The organism is Flavobacterium sp. GW821-FHT11G01, assembly GCF_058808175.1.
Genome location: NZ_JBXARK010000001.1, coordinates 640,520 through 661,964, shown reverse-complemented (window position 1 = coordinate 661,964; position 21,445 = coordinate 640,520). Strand labels below are relative to the sequence as shown.

Below are 21,445 nucleotides of genomic sequence, written 5' to 3'. Positions count from 1 at the left end.
AATTTAAAATTTATTTTTTTTTATATGACTTTAAAAAAAAGTTTCATTATTCACGGTTTTAAATTATTTCAAAAAAAAAACACCAGCCTAAAGACTGGTGTTTTCCTCAAAAAAATAAAAAACCAAATTATAATGCGGGCTGTGTTTGATTCCTAAAAACCAATTTTCCGTCGAAAGCATCAATTAAGATAATGCTGTCTGTTGTAATATTTCCAGCTAAAATTTCTTTAGACAATTGATTCAAAACTTCTCTTTGAATGACACGTTTTACCGGTCTTGCACCAAATTCAGGATCGTAACCTTTGTCTGAAAGATATTTGATTCCTTCTGGCGTTGCATCCATTGTAATGCCTTGCAATGCCAGCATTTTACTAACGCTCTTCAATTGTAAACTCACAATTCTGGAAATGTTATCGACTGTCAATGGCGTAAACATTACGATTTCGTCAATACGATTTATAAATTCGGGACGAACGGTTTGTTTCAATAATCCTAAAACTTCCACTTTTGCAGCTTCGGTTGCAGAATCGATACTTCCTTTTAAATTCTCAAATTTATCTTGTATTATCTGACTTCCCATATTGGATGTCATAATGATAATTGTGTTTTTAAAATCGGCTAAACGACCTTTGTTATCTGTCAATCGGCCTTCATCTAAAACCTGCAATAAAATATTGAAAGTGTCCGGATGTGCTTTTTCGATCTCATCTAACAAAATCACAGAATATGGTTTTCTACGAACGGCTTCAGTCAATTGCCCACCTTCATCATAACCTACATATCCCGGAGGCGCGCCCACTAAACGGCTTACACTGTGACGTTCCTGATACTCACTCATATCGATACGCGTCATAGCATTTTCATCATCAAAAAGATATTCTGCCAAAGCTTTTGCTAACTCCGTTTTACCAACTCCGGTTGTTCCTAAAAATAAGAACGTTCCAACAGGTTTTTTCATATCCTGCAAACCGGCGCGGCTTCTTCTAACAGCATCACTTACAGCTTCGATCGCTTCTTCCTGACCTACTACTCTTCTGTGTAATTCTTCTTCCAGATGAAGCAGTTTTTCTCTTTCTGTCTGAAGCATTTTCATTACCGGAATTCCAGTCCATTTTGCTACAACTTCAGCAATATCTTCACGCGTAACTTCTTCTTTAATTAAGGAAGTTCCAGATTGGTATTCCTGCAATTGTTTTAATAAAACATCCAGGCGTTCTTGTGCTTCTTTGATTTTTCCGTAACGAATTTCGGCTACTTTTCCGTAATCACCATCACGTTCTGCGCGTTCTGCTTCGTATTTAAAATCTTCTATTTCTTGTTTTACGGATTGAATTCCATCCACAACATCTTTTTCCGATTTCCATTTGGTGTAGATTTCGTTGCGCTCTTCTTTCAGATTCGCCAAATCCATTCCTAAAATTTTCAGTTTACTCTCTTCTTTTTCGCGTTTGATGGCTTCAATTTCGATTTCCAACTGCATGATTTTACGATCCAAAACATCTAATTCTTCTGGTTTTGAATTGATTTCCATACGTAATTTAGAAGCTGCTTCATCCATCAAATCGATAGCTTTATCCGGTAAAAAACGATTCGTAATATAACGTTGCGAAAGTTCAACAGCTGCAATAATCGCTTCATCTTTAATTTGAACTTTGTGATGTGTTTCGTATTTTTCTTTGATTCCACGCAAAATCGAAATCGCACTTTCGGTATCTGGTTCATCCACCAAAACCTTTTGAAAACGACGTTCTAACGCTTTATCTTTTTCAAAATATTTTTGATATTCATCTAAAGTTGTTGCTCCAATTGCTCTTAATTCCCCGCGAGCCAAAGCTGGTTTCAGGATATTAGCTGCATCCATAGCACCTTCTCCTCCACCCGCACCAACAAGTGTGTGAATCTCATCGATAAACAAAACAATATCACCTTCGGCAGCGGTAACTTCTTTTACTACCGATTTTAATCTTTCTTCAAATTCTCCCTTGTATTTTGCACCGGCAATCAATGCTCCCATATCTAAAGAGAAAACGATTTTATCTTTTAGGTTTTCGGGTACATCGCCGTCTACAATTCTATGTGCCAAACCTTCAGCAATAGCAGTTTTACCAACTCCAGGTTCTCCCACTAACATTGGGTTATTTTTGGTTCTTCGGGTAAGAATTTGCAGCACACGACGAATTTCTTCATCGCGCCCAATAACCGGATCCAGTTTTCCTGTGCTTGCTAATTCATTTAAGTTTTTAGCGTATTTATTTAAGGCATTATAAGTTTCTTCTGCGGAAGCTGAAGTTACTCTTTCTCCTTTTCTAAGTTCTTCAATAGTTGCTTTAAGGGCTTTTCCGGTTACTCCCTGATCTTTTAAAATTTGAGCAACCTTGCTTTTTGAGTCGAAAATGGCCAAAATTAAATGCTCAATCGAAACATATTCATCGTTCATTTTTTGAGCAATAATTTCTGCTTCATTCAAAGCTTTATTTGCATCTCTTGAAAGCATAATATCGCCTCCAGAAACTTTTGGAAAACTCTGAATAGTTGAATCTAATATTTGTAAAAACAGCGGCACATTTACGTTCAGTTTTTTCAAGATAAAAGGTGCTACATTTTCATCAACTTCAAAAATAGCTTTAAAAATGTGTTCGTTTTCTATTTGTTGTTGTCCGTATCGTTGTGCCAATTGCTGTGAAAGCTGAATGGCTTCCTGCGATTTAGTTGTAAATTTATTTATGTTCATATTTTTATAATTATTTAGGTTTGATTTTCTATTTTAATAATCGATACCATTAAAATTCGAATTTATTGAATCCCTTTTTTAATTTTAAATGGTGTAATTTTGCTAATGAACTTTCAAATTATATTCCATTCTAAAAATACAGACAAAAAGTCATTAAAATCGGAGTTTTAGCCAATTTTTAACGACAAAAAGTCATAAATACAGTCAAAATATGAGTTTTTTAAATTCTATCTTCGGAAATTCAGACAATTCTGAGTCACAAAAAAGTAATGTGAACTGGATTCCTCTTACAAATTTAGCACAGTTAAACGACATAGAGAATATGTCGAATGTTAAGCCTATTGTAATTTTTAAGCATAGCACGAGATGCAGCATTAGCCGTTTTGCTCTAAAACAATTCGAAAGAGAATATGATTTAGACGAAACTGTCGATGCTTTCTTTTTGGATTTAATCGAACATCGTGATGTTTCAAATGAGATTGCTAGTAAATTTGGTGTCTATCATGAATCACCACAGCTTATCTTAATTAAGAATGGTAAAGCTGTTTATGATGTTTCGCATAGATATTAATGCTGAGGCTTTGAAAAGTAAAATTTAGTTTTTTTTGTAAATGATTTTTGTAAAATGTAAAATGTGAATCGTTAGATGTTTCTACACATTTTACAAAAATCAATTCACAATTCTAAAAACTTCCTTCTGAACCTCCACCGCTATAGCCTCCTCCTCCAAATTCCATTGGAGAACTCTCTGGTTTTACTGCTGGTTTCATTCCAAAAGTTGAAGCTACAATTAAGGCTTCAGCGTTTAAAAATGCATTTGAGTTATTAATTCTGTCCGGTTTAAAAGTTAAACCACTTTCTTTCTCTTTCAATTTTTTTATCGAAAAATAAGCTATTGCAAATAAAACGACTCCGCCTAAAGTTAAAGCGACTTCTATCGGTAAAACCGAATAATAAAATCGGATGGTATAAATTGAAAAACCAATGGCTAAGAAACTTATCCAAAGCATTATTCTGTCTTTTGTTTTTAAAGCTTGTACCAAATAAATAATCGGTACAATTAGGGTAAAAGCATAAAAGAAATAAGCAAACGGAATATCTTTCCCCGGAAGAATTTCATTCCCCAAAAGCATTACGGAAAGCTCTCTTACAACCAAATAATTACACGAAAGATAGAACAGAATCAAACAAAAACTATTGGCTAACAAAAGACCGTTATAATAATAACTTTCAGAAAGATTATGGATTGATTTTTTAGTAAAAAAGTAAAACCCTGCCGAAAATAACATCGCTACAAAAGGCAAAATAGTTTTTCCGATTGCTCCAAATTCAAATAAACCATAAAATAAAACTGCTGATGAAGCTAAACAAAAAACCAATAATGATGGTAAATGCAAATATCGTCTGTACATTATAAAAGCTGCAATTGCCATGAAAATAGCAATTATTAATTCATACCCTTCTGTTGTAATTCCTATAGCAAAACCTACGTTTAAAATGGCTCCTAAAATAAAAGCATCATCTAAACCGTGTCCGTAATATTTTTGACGGGCTAAAAATTCTGATGCGACAAAACCTACTCCAGCGAAAATGTAGCAACAAATTTTGAAAAAGAATTCTTCGCCACTCAACCCTAATAGCGAAATTGCTCCGCAAATTGATGAGTACAAAAATGATCCTAACAGAAAGAATCCTAATCGCACCAAAATATTCTTTTGGTTTTTAAAATCTGGTAATTGGTTTTTTATTAGATCTTTTTGTTCTTTACTAATAAAACCTGCATTTTGCAAAGAATTTGCTTCTTCTAATAAAGCCAAATCATTTAATAATTGTTTATCGTGTGCTATCATTCGGCGGTTTCTTTATTGAATTTTTTAATTAGTTTAATAAACAATATTATTGACCCAATGAAATAGGCCGGTAATGCAAGAACAAATAATATCCAAACATCTGAAAAATCAATAAATTGAAAAAATCTGAATATAAATATATTAAATCCAATGTAAGCATAGATTATCATAAAAACATAAAGGGAAATTGCCTTAATGTCGTAGCTGGTTTTATAAAAATAATAAGATGAACCTGCTAAAACTAACCCGAAAAGCATCCAGATACTATCATTATTATAATCATCTACAAGATTACTGATAGCGGCAATACTTATTAAATGCAATGCAAAAGTTAGATAGATAATATTAAAATGAGTTTTTAGATTTATTCTTGATCTATATATCGTATACAAAATAAGCAAGCCTCCTAATATAATAGCAGAATAACTAAGATTTGGGTTTGAATAAAAATCATTATGCAACAAATCCTGAGGCGTTACTGAAAATCCGATATATGCTGCCAAACCAGTAATTGCAATGGTTAATACACTTTTATTATCAAAATAATAAGCACAAAAGAAACTTACTACAGTTGGAATTAAAGTTGCCAGATCGTAATGTGTTCCGAAAGGTTTATACTGAAATTGCAAATAACCAATAAAAATGCAGGTCAGAATATTGGCTGCTAAAACCAAATATTCTAAAATTGGACTCTCAAATACAGTTTCTGTTTTTTGAAATCCTTTTGAATTTTTAAAACAATAGAAAAAGCAAACCGCGATAACAATAAGTAATATCGAAAGAATTGCGATATGCCCAATACTATCAATATTTTCATAAATTAAAATTCCAATTCCGGAAGTAAAAAGTAAAACTGATAAATACAGAAAAAGTTTCAGTTCTGCATTCAATGAGAAAATATTCAGATTTCGATAAGAAGTAATTTCCTGATATTGATTTTCAGTAATTAGACTCTTATCCAAAAGCGATTTAGTCGCCTGGTCATCAAACTTATTCATGTTTTGGTTTTATAAATAGCAAATCAAAAATAGTCTTTTTTTGATTCAATGAAACTTTATTATTGTAAATAAAATCTCTCTGTTTTTAATTGATTTAAAGAAGCTATTAAACTACAAAACCATAATATTTTACAAAAAAATAATAACATTTCATTTTTATTATTACATTCGTGTAATCGATTACATTAAACCGCTTTACTTTATCACGAACCAAACATTATTTAAAATGAAAAAACTATTAGTAATTATTTTTGCGCTGGGTCTGACCAATCTATCCGCACAAAATTATGTCATGTCGGCACCAGAAGGTTTTGGAGCTGCTGCAACCGGAGGCGGAAATGCAACTCCGGTAACTGTTTCGACTTATGCGGATTTAACGGCAAAATTAAAATTAACTACACCTCAGGTTATTTTGGTTTCCGGAACCATTGCATGCTCATACACAAGTGTTCTGGTCAATGACAAAACGATTATTGGATTACCAGGCGCAAGATTAGTCAATACAGACCAAACTGCAGCCGGATCTGGAATTCTGAGTTTAAAACCAGGTTCAAATAATATTATTATCCGAAATCTAGTATTTGAAGGCCCTGGTGCTTATGATGTTGACGGACGCGATAACCTAACTTCAGAAGCAACCAATATTTGGGTAGATCACTGTGAATTTCAGGACGGAATGGACGGTAATTTTGACAATAAAGGAGCCGCAGATAATGTGACTATTTCATGGTGTAAATTTACTTATCTAAAAGCTCCAAAAGCAGGAGGTTCTGGAGGTGCAGATGATCATCGATTTTCAGATTTAGTAGGTTCCGGAAAAAGTGATGCCCCAGCTGACGGACATTATAGCATTACCTTTAAAAACTGTTATTGGGCTGATGGCTGCAGAGAACGTATGCCACGTGCCCGAAATGCTGAACTTCATATTCTGAATTGTTATTATAATACTTCTGTGACAAGTTCTCTGGCTATTGGTTTGGGAGGTGGCGATAAAAATTCGACCTGTTATGTTGAAGGAACTGATTTTGCTAAAATTGGAACAACATTCAAAAATTATATTAGTACTGACGGAGGAACAGTTGGAATCGTATTTTTAAACAGTTTAAAAGCTCCTGCTGATTATGGAGAAGCTGTTACAAAACCTTCTTACGCTTATACCACCCTGCCTGTAGCTGATATTGCAGGATATATTACCAATACTTCTTGCGGTGCCGGAGCAACACTTCAGGTTTCTGCTGCTGGCACAATTTCTACCTCTTGCACTAATTTAGGAATTGCCGAAAACACGAATAATTTAGAATTAAAATATTATCCAACAGTTATAGATAGTTTATTGAATGTTCAGTTTTCTAATAAAGAAAATGGAACAGCTAATATCAGTATATTTTCTGCAAATGGTTCTAAAGTATATTCAAATTCTAAAAATATTACTGCCGATGAAAAAATAGAATTAAATATGGGGAATTTGGCAAAAGGAAACTATATCTGTAAAATTCAAATTGATAACAGAATAAAAACTTTCAAGTTTATAAAAAACTAAAATTCAACTTCATAAAAAAAACCGATTTGCATTTTAAAATACAAATCGGTTTTATTTTTTTATAAAGGAAAGCTTTTAGAAAGCAGCTTTCATTTTATCTTTAATAGCATCCAGGCATAAATTATTGATACTGCCTTCGTGTGTATGTTTAGTTTCTTTTGGAGATTTGTATGTTCCAGCTTCTAATTGTTCTGCAACAGCTTTGTACGCGTCTCTAAATGGCATTCCTGCTACAACCATCTCATTTAAAGTATCAACCGTAAACAAATAATCGTATTTTTTATCTTTTAAAATATTGTCTTTTACGGTAATGTCTTTTACAGAGAAAATGGCAATATCTAAACAAGATTTTAAGGTTTGAATTGCCGGAAATAATCCTTCTTTTAAAAGCTGTAAGTCTCTATGATAACCACTTGGAAGATTATTCGTAATTAAAGTGATTTCGTAAGGAAGCGCCTGAATCTTGTTGCATTTCCCTCTGATCAATTCGAAAACATCTGGATTCTTTTTATGAGGCATAATACTAGAACCAGTTGTGAGATGCGCCGGCAAACCAATAAAATCAAAGTTCTGGCTCATATACAAACAAACATCCATGGCAAATTTTGATAAAGTTCCCGCAACACTTGTCATCGCAAAAGCAACTGTTTTCTCTGCTTTTCCTCTACTCATTTGGGCTGCAACAGCATTATATTTTAAGGTTTCAAAGCCTAATTCTTTTGTCGTAAATGTTCTATTGATTGGAAATGAACTTCCGTAACCTGCCGCAGAACCTAACGGATTCTGATCTACAATTTTTGAAGCTGCGTTCAGCATTGTAACATCATCAATTAAACTTTCGGCGTAAGCAGAAAACCACATTCCGAATGACGATGGCATAGCGATTTGTAAATGCGTATAACCTGGCAATAATACATTTTGATGTTTTTCTGCCGATTCCATTAACAAGTCAAACAATGTTTTTACCTGTTCTTTTATCGCCTTTAATTCATCTTTTAAATACAAATGAACATCAACCAAAACCTGATCGTTACGAGAACGTGCAGTGTGGATTTTCTTTCCGGCATCGCCTAGTTTTATCGTAAGAAGATATTCGATTTTAGAATGTACGTCTTCGAAACTATCTTCGATTTCAAAATTTCCAACTACGATATCAGCGATGATTTCGTTTAATGCATCAACTAAAGAGGTTGTTTCTTCCTGAGTTAATAAACCAATTTGCCCTAACATTTTAGCGTGCGCAATTGAACCTAAAGCATCGTATTTTGCTAAAACCAAATCCAGTTCACGGTCGTTTCCAACAGTGAAATGTTCGATTTGTTTATCTGTTGGTATTCCTTTTTCCCAAAGTTTCATAAGATGTATGTTTTTTGTTTCACAGAGATCCGCAAAGTCACTCGAAGATTCGCAAAGTTTCTTTTTAAACTTATGCTTCTTATTTCATGATTGCCCTAGCCCCGATAGTAGTGAAAATCCTTTTGTGCCGGGGTTCGGCACAAAAGATTGTAACGGATAGCGGGATTAGCTCCTAAAAAATATTATAATTTAAAGAAATCGGTTAGTATTTTGATATACAAATCGACTCCTTCTTCAATTTCGTTTACAAAAATAAATTCGTCTGCTGAATGCGAACGTAATGTTTCTCCTGGTCCTAACTTTAAAGACTGACAGCTTAAAACTGATTGATCTGAAAGCGTTGGCGATCCATAAGTTGTTCTTCCTAAAGCGATTCCAGCCTGAACCAAACCGTGTTCAACCGGAATAGACGATGCATTTAAATGCATGGATCTTGGTGTAACTTCGGCATTTACATTGGCTTTCACCACTTCTAAAATTTCAGCATTTGTATAACGATCTGTTACACGAATATCTACAACCAAATCACATTCTGATGGCACAACATTATGCTGTTTTCCTGCACTGATTTGCGTTACGGTCATTTTTACGGGGCCTAAAACGTCTGAGATTTTATCGAATTTATAGTTTTTAAACCATTCCATTACCGGAATTGATTTATATAATGAATTATCATCATTTTGATGTGCAGCGTGACTTGCAGTACCTTTTACTTTTACATCAAGAACTAACAAACCTTTCTCTGCAACAGCTAATTGCATTAATGTTGGTTCGCCTACAATCGCGCAATCTAATTCTGGTAAATGTTTTAAAACACTGTTTAAACCATTTTTCCCGCTGCTTTCTTCTTCGGCGGAAGCCACAATTACTAAATTATGTGACAAATTTTGATTTTCATAAAAATGAACAAAAGTTGCCAAAAGTGAAACCAGACAACCACCTGCATCATTGCTTCCTAAACCAAATAATTTTCCGTCTTTTTCAATCGCTTTAAAAGGATGGTTTGTATAAGCCTGATTGGGTCTTACTGTATCGTGATGTGAATTGAGTAAAAGTGTTGGTTTATTTTCGTCAAAATATTTGTTGAAAGCCCAAACATTATTGTTTTCTCTTTTAAAAGGAATTTCGTTTTGATTGAACCAATTTTCTATCAAAAGCGCCGTCTGATCTTCTTCACTTGAAAATGAAGGGGTTTCAATAAGGCTTTTTAATAAACTAATTGCTTCTTGGGTAAGCGTATCTATACTTTTCATAAGTTTGGTTTCTTTGCCACAAAGGCGCGAAGTCACAAAGTTTTTTAATTTAAATCTGTGACATTTTTGATTGGCGCTAATTTCTAAAATTAAATTCTAAAAGCACTGCGCAGCTCCGTTTTTTTGCCACTAATTGCACGATTTTTTACGAATTATTTTTTTGTAAGAGATTTAAAATCAAAATAAACTTTTTAATGTATTTCCAAAATTATTTTCTCTGTTAAAACATAAAATTAGCGTCAATTCGTGGCAACATTTTTTATAATGTAATCGTTGTATGCGGAATATCTGAGTTTTGAAGCATTTTATGATGCCCAATTTTGATTTTCTGTACACCTCGTGATAAACTATTGAAACAGTTATCCAGTTTTGGAATCATTCCGGAATGGATTACTTTTTCTTCTTTTAGTTTATTGTATAATGCTTCGTTGATTTCTGTTATTACAGATGAATCATCTTCTGAATCTTGTAAAACACCTTGTTTTTCAAAACAATATGTCAATGTAACATCAAAAACTTCAGATAATGCAATTGATAATTCGCTTGCAATAGTGTCTGCATTTGTGTTTAACAATTGTCCGTTTTTGTCATGTGTAATGGCGCAGAAAACAGGAACAACCCCAGCTTCCAATAAAGTTGCAAGTAATTTGGTATTGACTTGTTTTACATCGCCTACAAATCCGTAATCAATTGTTGGGTGATTTCTTTTAGTTGACTGAATTAAATTTCCGTCAGCTCCCGAAAATCCCATTGCATTGTTTTCTTTGGCTTGCAATTGCGCAACTATATCTTTGTTGATTTGCCCGGCGTAAATCATTACCACAACATCCAGCATTGGAGCATCTGTAATTCGGCGTCCATCAATCATTTGCGGAACCAAACCAATACTCTGCGCCATTTTCGTAGCCGATTTTCCACCGCCGTGAACTAAAACTTTACATCCTTCGATTTTAGAAAAATCGGTTAAGAATTGTTCTAATTCTGCTGGATTATCGATGATGTTTCCACCTATTTTTATTACTGATACGTTCATTATCTTTAAGGTTCAGAGGCTCAGAGGTACAAAGGTGCAAAGGTTTTTCGCAAGGTTTTTAAACCTCTGTCCCTTTGAACCTTTGTAACTTTGCACCTTACATTTATATCTTCTTAAGAATCTTTTGTAAAACTAATTGTGCCGAATACGTTCTGTTATTCGCCTGCTGAATTACTATAGAATTCTCGCTGTCGATAACTTCGTCGCTTACAATTACGTTACGACGAACCGGAAGACAGTGCATGAATTTTCCGTTGTTGGTTAAAGCCATTTTTTCAGCAGTAACAGTCCAATTTGGGTCGCTGTTGGTTACTTTTCCGTAATCGTTGAAATTACTCCAGTTTTTAACATAAACGAAATCAGCATTTTCGAAAGCTTTGTTTTGATCGTATTCGATTTTACAATCTTTTGTGATTTCCGAACTTAATTCATAACCTTCTGGGTGTGTGATTACAAAATCCATTTCTTTTTGCATCTGCATCATTTCTACAAATGAATTCGCAACTGCCTGAGGTAAAGCTTTTGGATGCGGCGCCCATGAAAGTACCACTTTTGGTTTGTGCTTTGTTTTGTATTCTTCTATTGTAATCGCATCAGCCAAAGACTGTAACGGATGACGAACGGCACTTTCCATATTTACAATTGGCACTGTAGCATGTTTCAGAAATCCTGAAATTACAGTTTCTTGATAATCTTTTTCTTTGTCAACCAAACCTGCAAAAGCACGAATTGCGATAATATCACAATATTGAGAAACTACTTCTGCCGCTTCTTTGATATGTTCTGAAGCACCAGAATTCATAACGGCTCCGTCTTCGAACTCTAATGTCCAGCCTTCGTTGGTAAAATTCATTACCATAACGTTCATTCCTAAATTTAAAGCCGCTTTTTGTGTACTCAAACGCGTTCTTAAACTTGGATTAAAGAATAACATTCCTAAGGTCTTATTCTTGCCTAAACTTTGATTTTTAAGCGGATTCTTTTTGATTTTTAATGCGCTTTTTACCCATTTTGATAATGAGTTGATATCTTGAATTGAAATATAGTTCATTTGTTTTTTATTAATTTAGATAATGTGATAATTAGAAAATTGGACAATTGTGCATTATCTAATTAACTAATTGACTCATTAGATTATTTTAGTAAAAGGAATTTCATTCTTCAATGCTTTTAAAATAAAATTATCATTTAATCCGTTTACGATCCAGGTTTCTATATTGGCTGCTTTTGCTATTCCGGCTGCTTCTATTTTAGATTGCATTCCTCCTGTTCCGTGAGATGATTTTGATTCGCCGATTTCTTTTTCTAATGATTTTAAATCATTTACCAGTTTGATCGTTTCCGGAATTTCGTCATGAATAGAATTCTTTGTATAAATTCCGTTTGTATTGGTTGCAATTATCAGAATATCAACATTTAGCAGCACTGCGGTTAACGCTGCTAATTTATCATTATCTCCAAACCTAATCTCATCTGTGGCAACAGTATCATTTTCATTGATAATCGGAATGTAATTGTTTTTAACCAATACATTAATTGTATTTACAATATTCTTTTTAGTCTGCTCTTTTTCGAAATCAGAATAAGAAAGTAAACACTGGGAAGTATTCAATCCTAAATCCTTAAAATTTTCATTGTAAATCCGCATTAAATGAGGCTGTCCAATAGAAGCCAAAGCCTGCTTCACAAAAACATCTTTATCCTGATTATCCAGCTTCACAAATTGCTTTGCCGCCGCAATTGCTCCTGAACTGACTATTATAAACTCATATTCGTCGTTTAAAGCCGCAATCTGTATTCCCAGATCCTCAATCTTTCCCCGCGAAATATGATTGGTTTCTTTGGTTAAAGTATTACTTCCTATTTTTAATAAAATCCGTTTCTTACTCATTTTCTAAGGTGCTAAGGTTCTGAGATACTAAGATTCTAAGTCTTTCTTTTCTCAAAATCAAAAATTTTCTAATTATCTAATTGACTAATTATCTCAATTACCTGACTTGTCCTTCTCCGTAAACGTACCATTTGTTCGTTACAAGATGTTGCAAACCAATTGGTCCTCTTTGATGCAATTTGTCTGTGCTTATGGCCAATTCTCCGCCTAAACCAAATTGTCCTCCATCTGTAAATCTTGTCGAAGCATTCTGATAAACTGCCGCAGCATCAACTGCTTCCATGAATTTTTGTGCTGCTTTATCATCCTTGGTAATAATTACAGCAGAATGTCCTCCACAATATTTATTGATTTTATCAATTGCATTTTCCTGAGAATCAATTGTTCCAATGACAATTTTATAATCTAAAAACTCTTCATACCAAATATCTTCGTTTTGAAGTGTTTCGGTATTTTCGAAATTCTCTAATGATTTATCGACGATAACTTCAACTTTCGACTCAATTAAAGCTTCGATTAAAATAGCTGCAAAACCTTCGAAATTGGGTAATCTTGAATCAATTAAAACTTTATCAACTGCATTACAGGCAGAAATTTTAGAAGTTTTGGCATTTAAAATTACTTTTAAGGCCAAATCTGTATCGGCATTTTCATGAACATACACAAAATTGTTTCCTCGTCCGCTTACAATAACTGGGCAAGTTGCGTGCTGTTTCACAAACTCGATTAATTTTTCTCCTCCTCTTGGAACAATTAAATCTACTTTTTGAGTTGGTTTTTCTAAAAATGTTTGAGTCTCTGTTCTGTTGTAATTCAGATATTCTACCCAGTCTTTTGAAACTCCGTTTTCTTCTAAAGCTTTATGCCAAAGGCTTACGATTTTCAAATTTGATTTTAAAGACTCTTTTCCTCCTTTTAATAAAATCTTATTTCCGGATTTAAAAGCGATTCCCCCAGCTTCGATTGTAACATCAGGACGGGATTCGTAAATAATTAAAATCGTTCCGAAAGCAGCTGTTTTATTTATGACTTTAATTCCATTATCATGAACAAAATGAAAACGCTCCACTCCAACCGGATCTTCCTGAGAAGCCAATTGGTTTAATGATAAAATCATTTCGTCGACTTTTTTATCATCTACTTTTAAGCGTTCTTCCATTGCTAAATCTGAGCCGTCGTAATCAGCAAGATCTTCCTGATTAGTTAGGATTATCTGATTCCGCTCCTGCTCGACCAGCTTTGCCATAAACCGCAAAACCGCATTGCGTTTTTCAATTGATAATGGATTCATAATTTATAGTTGGTTGGTTGTTTAACTTATTTTATAGCATCTATTTCCAGCTTCATTTTTTCTCTCCAATTTTTTCCATTTCTTTTTTCAAGATAAGGATCTGTAATTTTTCTATATTCTGCCTTTGAAATTTCCAGACTCTCAGAAATTGAGCAATAGCTCACACTAATTATCCCGTATTTCTTTTTAATTGAATCCTTCTTTAAAAATTTACTATACTCTTTTTTATCTCTCGGAGGTAAAATTAAGCCACCACCAAATTCTCTTATTTTATCCTTTTTAATGTCATTTCTTGCTTCGTTTTGAAAAGACAATATAGATTCATTTAAATCTTGTTTATTTTTATAGAATCTATATGAACCATAAGAAAAACTCAAAATAGTGCATAGGACATTAATGTAAATGATAGAAGAAACTATTTTTTTTGAAAAACTTATTTTCTTATAAAAAACAAGACAAAAAAGAGCCGCAATTAAAATTATTACTCCATAAATAAGTAATAACGGTTTCCACTCAACATGCTGTGTTATAATATCAAATAGTGAAAAATACTCTGGATAATTAAACGAATAGTAAATTAAGACATTAACTATCCAAAGTATTATCGTACTGATAAATAACTTTATTTTCATAGATTTTTAGTTCTTCAACTCTTCCAAACTTTCTTTTAAAGCTTTTACAAACGTATCGATATCCGCTTTTTTTACTGTAAGCGGTGGTAAAATTCTTAATAGATTTTTATTGTTTGCACTTCCAGTAAAAATATGTTTCTCGATAATTAGTTTTTTTCTTAAAGCAGCTACATCAAAATCAAATTCTACTCCAAGCATTAAACCTTTTCCTTTTACTTGTTTGATACCATCAACTTCTTTGATTTTTTCTAAGAAATATTCATAAACTTCGTTTACATTTTTTTGTAAATCGAGTTTTTCAATTACATCTAAAACGGCAATTCCTGCAGCACAAGATAAATGGCTTCCGCCGAAAGTTGTTCCCAATAATCCGAAACTTGCTTCAAATTTTGGGGAAATTAAAATGGCTCCAACCGGAAATCCGTTCCCCATTCCTTTTGCAACTGAAATAATATCAGCATTGATTCCGTGATGTTGGAAAGCGAAGAATTTTCCGCTTCTTCCATATCCTGATTGTACTTCGTCTAAAATCAAAACAACATCATGTTTTTTACAAGCTTTTTCTAAAGCCTGAAAAAATTCTGTTGTTCCCTGATCTAAACCTCCAACTCCCTGAATTCCTTCGATAATTACTGCTGTAACATCTCCTTTAGCTAATTCAGCTTCAACTAGTTCAATTTGGTTTAAAGGTAAAAAAGTAACTACTTGCTGCGCGTTAATTGGTGCAACAATCTTTTTATTATCTGTAACGGCAACCGCTGCAGAAGTTCTTCCATGGAAAGAATTATCAAAAGCTACAACTCTTGATTTTCCATTGTGGAAAGAAGCTAATTTTAAAGCATTCTCATTCGCTTCAGCTCCAGAACTGCATAAAAACAATTCGTAATCTTCTAAACCAGAAAGCTTTCCTAATTTCTGAGCTAATTCAACCTGTAAAGGATTCTGAATCGCATTCGAATAAAATCCTAAATGGTCTAATTGATTTTTAAGTTTTGCTACATAATCCGGCTGTGTGTGTCCGATAGAAATCACACCATGTCCGCTATATAAGTCTAAATATTCTACTCCTTTGTCATCAGTAATGGTACAATCTATTGCTTTTACAGGAGTTATGTCATATAATGGGTAAACGTTGAATAAGTTCATCTTTTTTTAGTTTTTGGTTGATGGTTGATGGTTGTTGGTTTAAGTTCGATATTCTATTAACTCTAAACCAACAACTATCAACTAAAATTAAAATCCGCTTGGTTTCAAATGCAAACCGGTGGTTTCTTCTAATCCAAACATTAAATTCATGTTTTGAATTGCTTGTCCCGAAGCGCCTTTGGTTAAGTTATCAATGATTGAGGTAACCAAAATCCGGTTTCCTTTTTTCATTAAACTAATGATACATTTGTTTGTTTGAACGACTTGTTTCATATTGATATTTGTCGTCGTAACGGTTACAAACGGTTCGTTTTTATAGAAATCTTCATATTTCGCAACGGTTTGTTCCAAACTTTCATCTGAAGTTGTATATAAGGTTGCGAAAATTCCCCTTGGAAAATCTCCTCTATTCGGAATAAAAAGCAATTCACTTTCAAAATCATCCTGCAATTGAACCAGGCTTTCTGAGATTTCTCCCAAATGTTGGTGCTCAAAAGCTTTATAATGCGACATATTATTGTTTCTCCAGCTAAAATGTGACGTTTCTGAAAGTCCAACTCCTGCACCAGTACTTCCTGTGGTTGCATTAATATGGACGTCATTATTCAATAAATTATGTTTCGCTAATGGCAATAAAGCCAATTGAATAGCAGTTGCAAAACAACCAGGATTTGCAATATAATTTGCTTTTTTAATTTCGGCTTTATTGATTTCAGGCAATCCGTAAATAAAATCTTTTCCTTCAAAATGAGCGTCTTTATTCAATCTGAAATCATTTCCTAAATCAATGATTTTAGTGTGGCTAGCAAATTGATTTTCCTGCAAAAATGAAATTGATTTTCCGTGTCCTAAACATAAAAACACAACATTTACATCTGGATTGATGGTATCAGTAAAATTCATTTCAATATCTCCCATCAAGTCGTGGTGCGCCACAGAAAGCGGTTTACCCGAATTGGTTGTACTGTAAACAAAATCGATGTTTACATTGGGATGATACATTAATATTCTGATAAGTTCTCCGGCCGTATAGCCCGAACCACCAATTATTCCGACATTAATCATGATCTAAATGATTTACAGATGAAAATATATTTTGAGCATTTCCTAAAATCTTGATAAATCCTTTTGCATCGTCAGAAGTCCAGGCATTGTTCATTTCTCCATATTGGCCAAAACCTGTATTCATTAAATCATTATCAGATTCGATTCCGTCAAGCGAAAAATGATATGGTTTTAAAGAAACCGTTACAACACCATTTACAGTCTTTTGAGTGTCCTGCAAAAACGTTTCGATGTTACGCATAACCGGATCTAAAAACTGACCTTCGTGAAATAACATTCCGTACCAGTTTCCTAACTGCTCTTTCCAGTATTGCTGCCATTTTCCTAGCGTATGTTTTTCTAATAAATGGTGCGCTTTGATGATAATTAAGGGTGCAGCAGCTTCAAAACCAACTCTTCCTTTAATTCCGATAATAGTATCTCCAACGTGAATATCTCTACCTATTGCAAAAGCGTTTGCTAATTTTTCAAGAGCTACAATATTGTTTGAAGGTTTATCAAACTGTCCGTTTAGACCAACTAATTCTCCTTTTTCGAAATGAAGTCTTACTTTTTCTTCACCTTCTTTTTTCAATTGAGAAGGATAAGCTTCACTTGGCAACGGTTGACTTGAAGTTAACGTTTCTTTTCCTCCAACACTGGTTCCCCAAAGTCCTTTATTGATCGAATATTGTGCTTTTTCCCAAGAATAGTGAACTCCATTTTGAGCTAGATAATCAACTTCTTCTTGTCTAGAAAGTTTTAAATCTCTAATTGGTGTAATAATTTCGATTTCCGGAGCAATAGTTTGGAAAATCAAATCAAAACGAATTTGGTCATTTCCTGCACCAGTACTTCCGTGTGCGATGGCGCTTGCTCCTACTTTTTTAGCATATTTTATAGCTTCGATAGCCTGAAAAACACGCTCTGCACTAACTGATAACGGATAAGTATTATTTTTTAATACATTTCCAAAAATCAAATATTTTATAGCTTTATCATAATATTTATCTACGATTGTAAGGTTTGCATGTTGTGCACTTCCTAATTCGTAGGCTCTTTTTTCAATTGCTGATAATTCTTCAGCATCAAATCCTCCTGTATCTACAAGTACGGTGTGAACTTCGTATCCTTTTTCATTTTTTAAATATTTCAAACAATACGAGGTATCTAATCCTCCACTATAAGCTAATACAACTTTTTTCATTTTATATAATTTAGGCTAATACTTTCGTATTTAGCAAGTTTGAGATTTCTTTTTTAGGGTATTCTTATGGTAAAAAAATAAAAGACAGAATTTTGTTTAAGAATAAAGCTTGTTTTATTTTTTTTAATCTGTTCAAAACAGCCTCATTAAAAGGATGTCTTGGAGGATCTTTTTGTTTTTCTTTTGGATCATACAACATTCCTGTGCAAAGACACATTTTGTTTTCTTTGCTTTTTAGAATTTCGTAATTGGTACAGGTTTTACATCCTGACCAAAAACTTGGATCAGTCGTTAATTCAGAGAAAGGCACCGGTTTGTACCCCAAATCAGAGTTGATTTTCATTACGGCTAAACCAGTTGTGATTCCAAATATTTTAGCATCTGGGTATCTTTTCAGCGAATAATCAAAAACTTTAGATTTGATTTTTTTGGCTAAACCTAAACTTCTGTAATCGGGATGTACAATTAAACCAGAATGCGCGACGAATTTTCCGTGCTGCCAACTTTCGATATAACAAAAACCTGCAAATTTTCCATCTGCCAGAGCAATCATCGCATCACCGTTCGACATTTTTTTCTGAATGTACTCAGGAGTTCTTTTAGCTATCCCCGTGCCTCTTAATAAGGCAGATGATTCTATCGTATCGCAAATTTCCTGTGCGAATTTGAAGTGTTCTTCTTGAGTTACAACAATAGAGATTTTCATTTCAATAGTTGAAGTTAGAGTTAAAAATTAAAACGTATTGTTTAGTTTGAAATCTGGAAATCAATCCAATAAAATTAGACAAAATAGCAGTAACATTCTCAAAATCAAAAACTTGATTAAGAAAATTTACAAAATAATATATACTTTTAGGATATGTTTGTCCAATGGACAAATTGTGTGATTTCAAAATGAAAAATGAATATAAATAAATACGCGGCGAAAAACTCTGTGAATACTATAGAGATAGCATCCGTACTTCGGGAGAAGTTACAGGAGAGTTTGTCCGTGACAAAGAAGTTATATGTAAACTTATTTTATTCATCGGTTGCAAAAGTACACTATTTTTTTATTTACAAAACAAAAAAATAAAATTCTAACATTTTTTTAGCGTAATGTTATTTTTAAACAAAAGAAAACCCGATAGTTAATAATAACTATCGGGTTTTAAATGATTTATATTTTTTATTCCTTAATTTTTAGTAAAAGGAATTACTTTTCCATCACCCAAAATCATATCAACAGCTGTTTTAGCATCGTTGAATTTAAATTTAACTCCTGCTCTCTTTGACTCAAAAGTATCATTTTCTCCAGCAACCGGTTCAACAGAAAATTTTGGATAATTTGTTATCTCGGCACTAAGAACACTGCTTTTCTCTGTAAATTCAATTTTCAAAGGTGCCTTTGAAGTAGAATAAGTTCCTACATAACCATCTAAGATAATATCTTTCTCTACCTTACCGTTTCCCGCTCTCCATACGTTGTTGCTTTCATTATAATCCGGAAAAACATGATCAGGATCTAATGTAATACTTTCAATTTCTTCAATAGAATTGTGTTTGAAAGACCAGTCATTGTTACGCTGCCAAATTTCAACAGGTAATTTTACTCTCGTTACTTTTCCACTTTTTGTTTTTACATCCAAGATAATTGGCATTGGCATCTTATCGAAATTTTCAACAGTAATTACAACTCCTTTAGATGGATCGTTTTTCACATATTTAATAGAATTAATTCCTTGATCAAATCTCCAATTGTTTACGAACCAGCTTCTCCAGAACCAACTTAGATCTTCTCCTGCAACGTTTTCAATTGTTCTGAAAAAATCATCAGGAGTTGGATGTTTATATGCCCAACGTTCTACATATGTACGCAATGCTTTATCAAAACGCTCTTCTCCTAAAACCTGTTCTCTCAAAATTGTTAATCCTGCACTTGGTTTTACATAACATAAAACACCAATATTTGCTTCCTTCATATTATCAGGAGAACTCATAATGGTTTCTAATTTTGGGCTAGTTAAATACTCCACATCCTCATGAAGATCTGCAGGTTTTTGTTTGTATTCTCCATTATTAAAATCAAATGAACTTACAGAGTTAATAAAAGTATTAAAACCTTCATCCATCCATGCAAATAAACGTTCGTTTGATCCTACAATCATAGGAAACCAGATATGTCCAAATTCGTGATCTGTAACACCCCACAAATCATCTCCCTTCGATTTCCATCCACAAAAAACAATACCCGGGTATTCCATTCCGCCTTCATTTCCTGCCACGTTTGTTGCAGCTGGATAAGGATATTCAAACCATCTTTTTGAGTAATTTTCGATTGATGATTTTACGTATTCAGTAGAACGACCATAAGCATCGTTTCCAGCACTTTCAACAGGGTATGCTGATAAAGCCAATGATTTTTTACCACTTGGTAAATTTATTTTTGCTCCGTCTAAGATAAATGCCGCAGATGACGCCCATGAAAAGTCACGAGCATTTTTTATTTGATAATGCCATGTTTTCTCCGATGCCGCATTTGTATTTGCTGTAGCTGCAACTTCTTCTGCAGTACGAATCATAACCGTTTTGTCACTCTGAGACGCTTCTTTATATCTTTTAAATTGTTCCGCAGGTAAAACTTCTGCTCCATTTAATAATTCTCCAGAACCTACAACATAGTGATTTGCAGGAACGGTAATCTTTACGTCAAAATTACCATACTCCAAATAAAATTCAGAAGCTCCTAAATATGGTGCAGTATTCCAGCCTCTTACATCATCATACACACACATACGTGGATACCATTGTGCGATCGTAAAGATTTTTCCATTTTTAGTTTCTAAAACTCCCATTCTGTCCGATCCTTCAAAAGGAGCAATAAATGAAAAATCAATTTTAATTTTTACAGATCCTCCTTTTGAAGCCAATTCTTGTGGAAGAAAAATTTGCATTCTGGTATCTGTCACAATGAATTTTGCATCAGTTTCAATCTTAGTTTTTCCGCCAGAAATTATTTTTACTGATTTAATTTTATTACCACCATCAAAGACCTGACCCTGAGCTCCATTACGGCTTCCTGATAAAGGCACAACAGCATTCCCTCTTGAATCTTCTTTGAATAAATTCTGATCTAAATTCAACCAAACAAATGACAATTTATCCGGACTATTATTAGTATAAGTAATTTCATCAGTAGCAATAATTTCATTTTTTACAGCATTTAATTTTGTTGTTATTTGATAATCAGCTCGATTTTGCCAATATTCAACTCCAGGCTGACCACTTGCAGAACGGGTTGATGTACCGTTTTTTGTATAAAAATGAGGTGCAAAAGCATCATGATAATTGTAGTTATTTACCGGGTTTGCTGCTGTTGTTGCTGGGGTTTGTGCCCAAACAGAAGTAATCCCTACAAACAAAGCCATGGTTAATATGGCTTTCGAGGATTGTTTTTTCATATTTTTTAGCTGTTTATGTAGCAAATTAATGAA

General features: G+C 33.5%; 16 protein-coding genes and 1 pseudogene. 2 read left to right on the top strand and 15 right to left on the bottom strand.

Annotated elements, in window-relative coordinates; all coding sequences use genetic code 11:
• Nucleotides 1–127 precede the first annotated feature (127 nt).
• The gene (clpB, locus tag AC1RRN_RS02900) at nt 128–2,731 is read right to left on the bottom strand and encodes an ATP-dependent chaperone ClpB (RefSeq protein WP_492965854.1); all 2,604 of its coding nucleotides are present in this window, start codon (nt 2,729–2,731) and stop codon (nt 128–130) included.
• A 211-nt stretch (nt 2,732–2,942) separates the two neighbouring features.
• On the opposite strand from clpB, the pseudogene ytxJ reads away from it, so the two are divergent.
• Nucleotides 2,943–3,330 (top strand): annotated as a pseudogene (gene ytxJ, locus AC1RRN_RS02895) (bacillithiol system redox-active protein YtxJ).
• Nucleotides 3,331–3,414: 84 nt separating this feature from the next.
• Here the strand turns inward: ytxJ and AC1RRN_RS02890 are convergent.
• Together AC1RRN_RS02890 and AC1RRN_RS02885 are read right to left on the bottom strand one after the other, a co-directional pair.
• The gene (locus AC1RRN_RS02890; RefSeq protein ID WP_492965853.1) at nt 3,415–4,581 is read right to left on the bottom strand and encodes a hypothetical protein; all 1,167 of its coding nucleotides are present in this window, start codon (nt 4,579–4,581) and stop codon (nt 3,415–3,417) included.
• Nucleotides 4,578–5,579 carry a DUF2157 domain-containing protein gene (locus AC1RRN_RS02885; RefSeq protein WP_492965852.1) on the bottom strand — a complete coding sequence of 334 codons (1,002 nt, stop codon included), beginning with the start codon at nt 5,577–5,579 and terminating at the stop codon, nt 4,578–4,580. Before AC1RRN_RS02885 ends, AC1RRN_RS02890 begins: the two co-directional genes overlap by 4 nt.
• A gap of 226 nt (nt 5,580–5,805) precedes the next feature.
• On the opposite strand from AC1RRN_RS02885, the gene AC1RRN_RS02880 reads away from it, so the two are divergent.
• Nucleotides 5,806–7,119 (top strand): T9SS type A sorting domain-containing protein, encoded by a 1,314-nt coding sequence (locus AC1RRN_RS02880; protein WP_492965851.1) that lies wholly within the window; start codon nt 5,806–5,808, stop codon nt 7,117–7,119.
• A gap of 75 nt (nt 7,120–7,194) precedes the next feature.
• On the opposite strand, the gene argH is transcribed toward AC1RRN_RS02880, so the two are convergent.
• From argH to AC1RRN_RS02820, 12 genes are all read right to left on the bottom strand, one after another.
• On the bottom strand, nt 7,195–8,475 hold the full coding sequence (argH, locus tag AC1RRN_RS02875; protein ID WP_492965850.1) for an argininosuccinate lyase: 1,281 nt from the start codon (nt 8,473–8,475) through the stop codon (nt 7,195–7,197).
• 182 nt (nt 8,476–8,657) lie between these two features.
• The gene (locus AC1RRN_RS02870) at nt 8,658–9,728 is read right to left on the bottom strand and encodes a M20 family metallo-hydrolase (RefSeq protein ID WP_492965849.1); all 1,071 of its coding nucleotides are present in this window, start codon (nt 9,726–9,728) and stop codon (nt 8,658–8,660) included.
• A 259-nt stretch (nt 9,729–9,987) separates the two neighbouring features.
• Nucleotides 9,988–10,761: an acetylglutamate kinase gene (gene argB / locus AC1RRN_RS02865; protein WP_492965848.1), complete on the bottom strand. Its 774-nt coding sequence runs from the start codon at nt 10,759–10,761 to the stop codon at nt 9,988–9,990.
• Between the two features lie 103 nt (nt 10,762–10,864).
• Nucleotides 10,865–11,812 carry an N-acetylornithine carbamoyltransferase gene (locus AC1RRN_RS02860; RefSeq protein ID WP_492965847.1) on the bottom strand — a complete coding sequence of 316 codons (948 nt, stop codon included), beginning with the start codon at nt 11,810–11,812 and terminating at the stop codon, nt 10,865–10,867.
• A gap of 78 nt (nt 11,813–11,890) precedes the next feature.
• Nucleotides 11,891–12,652 carry a glutamate 5-kinase gene (gene proB / locus AC1RRN_RS02855; protein ID WP_492965846.1) on the bottom strand — a complete coding sequence of 254 codons (762 nt, stop codon included), beginning with the start codon at nt 12,650–12,652 and terminating at the stop codon, nt 11,891–11,893.
• A 97-nt stretch (nt 12,653–12,749) separates the two neighbouring features.
• Nucleotides 12,750–13,943: a glutamate-5-semialdehyde dehydrogenase gene (locus AC1RRN_RS02850; protein ID WP_492965845.1), complete on the bottom strand. Its 1,194-nt coding sequence runs from the start codon at nt 13,941–13,943 to the stop codon at nt 12,750–12,752.
• Nucleotides 13,944–13,969: 26 nt separating this feature from the next.
• Nucleotides 13,970–14,575, bottom strand: coding sequence for an FEKKY domain-containing protein (locus AC1RRN_RS02845; protein WP_492965844.1), 606 nt, complete (start codon nt 14,573–14,575; stop codon nt 13,970–13,972).
• Nucleotides 14,576–14,581: 6 nt separating this feature from the next.
• Complete coding sequence (locus tag AC1RRN_RS02840; RefSeq protein ID WP_492965843.1) at nt 14,582–15,721, bottom strand: aspartate aminotransferase family protein; 1,140 nt, start codon at nt 15,719–15,721, stop codon at nt 14,582–14,584.
• 87 nt (nt 15,722–15,808) lie between these two features.
• A complete protein-coding gene (gene argC, locus AC1RRN_RS02835; protein WP_492965842.1) occupies nt 15,809–16,786 on the bottom strand; it encodes an N-acetyl-gamma-glutamyl-phosphate reductase in 978 nt (325 codons plus the stop codon).
• On the bottom strand, nt 16,779–17,972 hold the full coding sequence (locus AC1RRN_RS02830; RefSeq protein WP_007806017.1) for an argininosuccinate synthase: 1,194 nt from the start codon (nt 17,970–17,972) through the stop codon (nt 16,779–16,781). Before AC1RRN_RS02830 ends, argC begins: the two co-directional genes overlap by 8 nt.
• 64 nt (nt 17,973–18,036) lie before the next feature.
• Nucleotides 18,037–18,678, bottom strand: a complete 642-nt coding sequence (locus AC1RRN_RS02825; protein ID WP_492965841.1) for a GNAT family N-acetyltransferase — start codon at nt 18,676–18,678, stop codon at nt 18,037–18,039.
• 469 nt (nt 18,679–19,147) lie between these two features.
• Entirely contained in the window at nt 19,148–21,412 is a 2,265-nt protein-coding gene (locus AC1RRN_RS02820) for a M1 family metallopeptidase (protein WP_492965840.1), read from the bottom strand.
• Between the last annotated feature and the right edge of the window lie 33 nt (nt 21,413–21,445).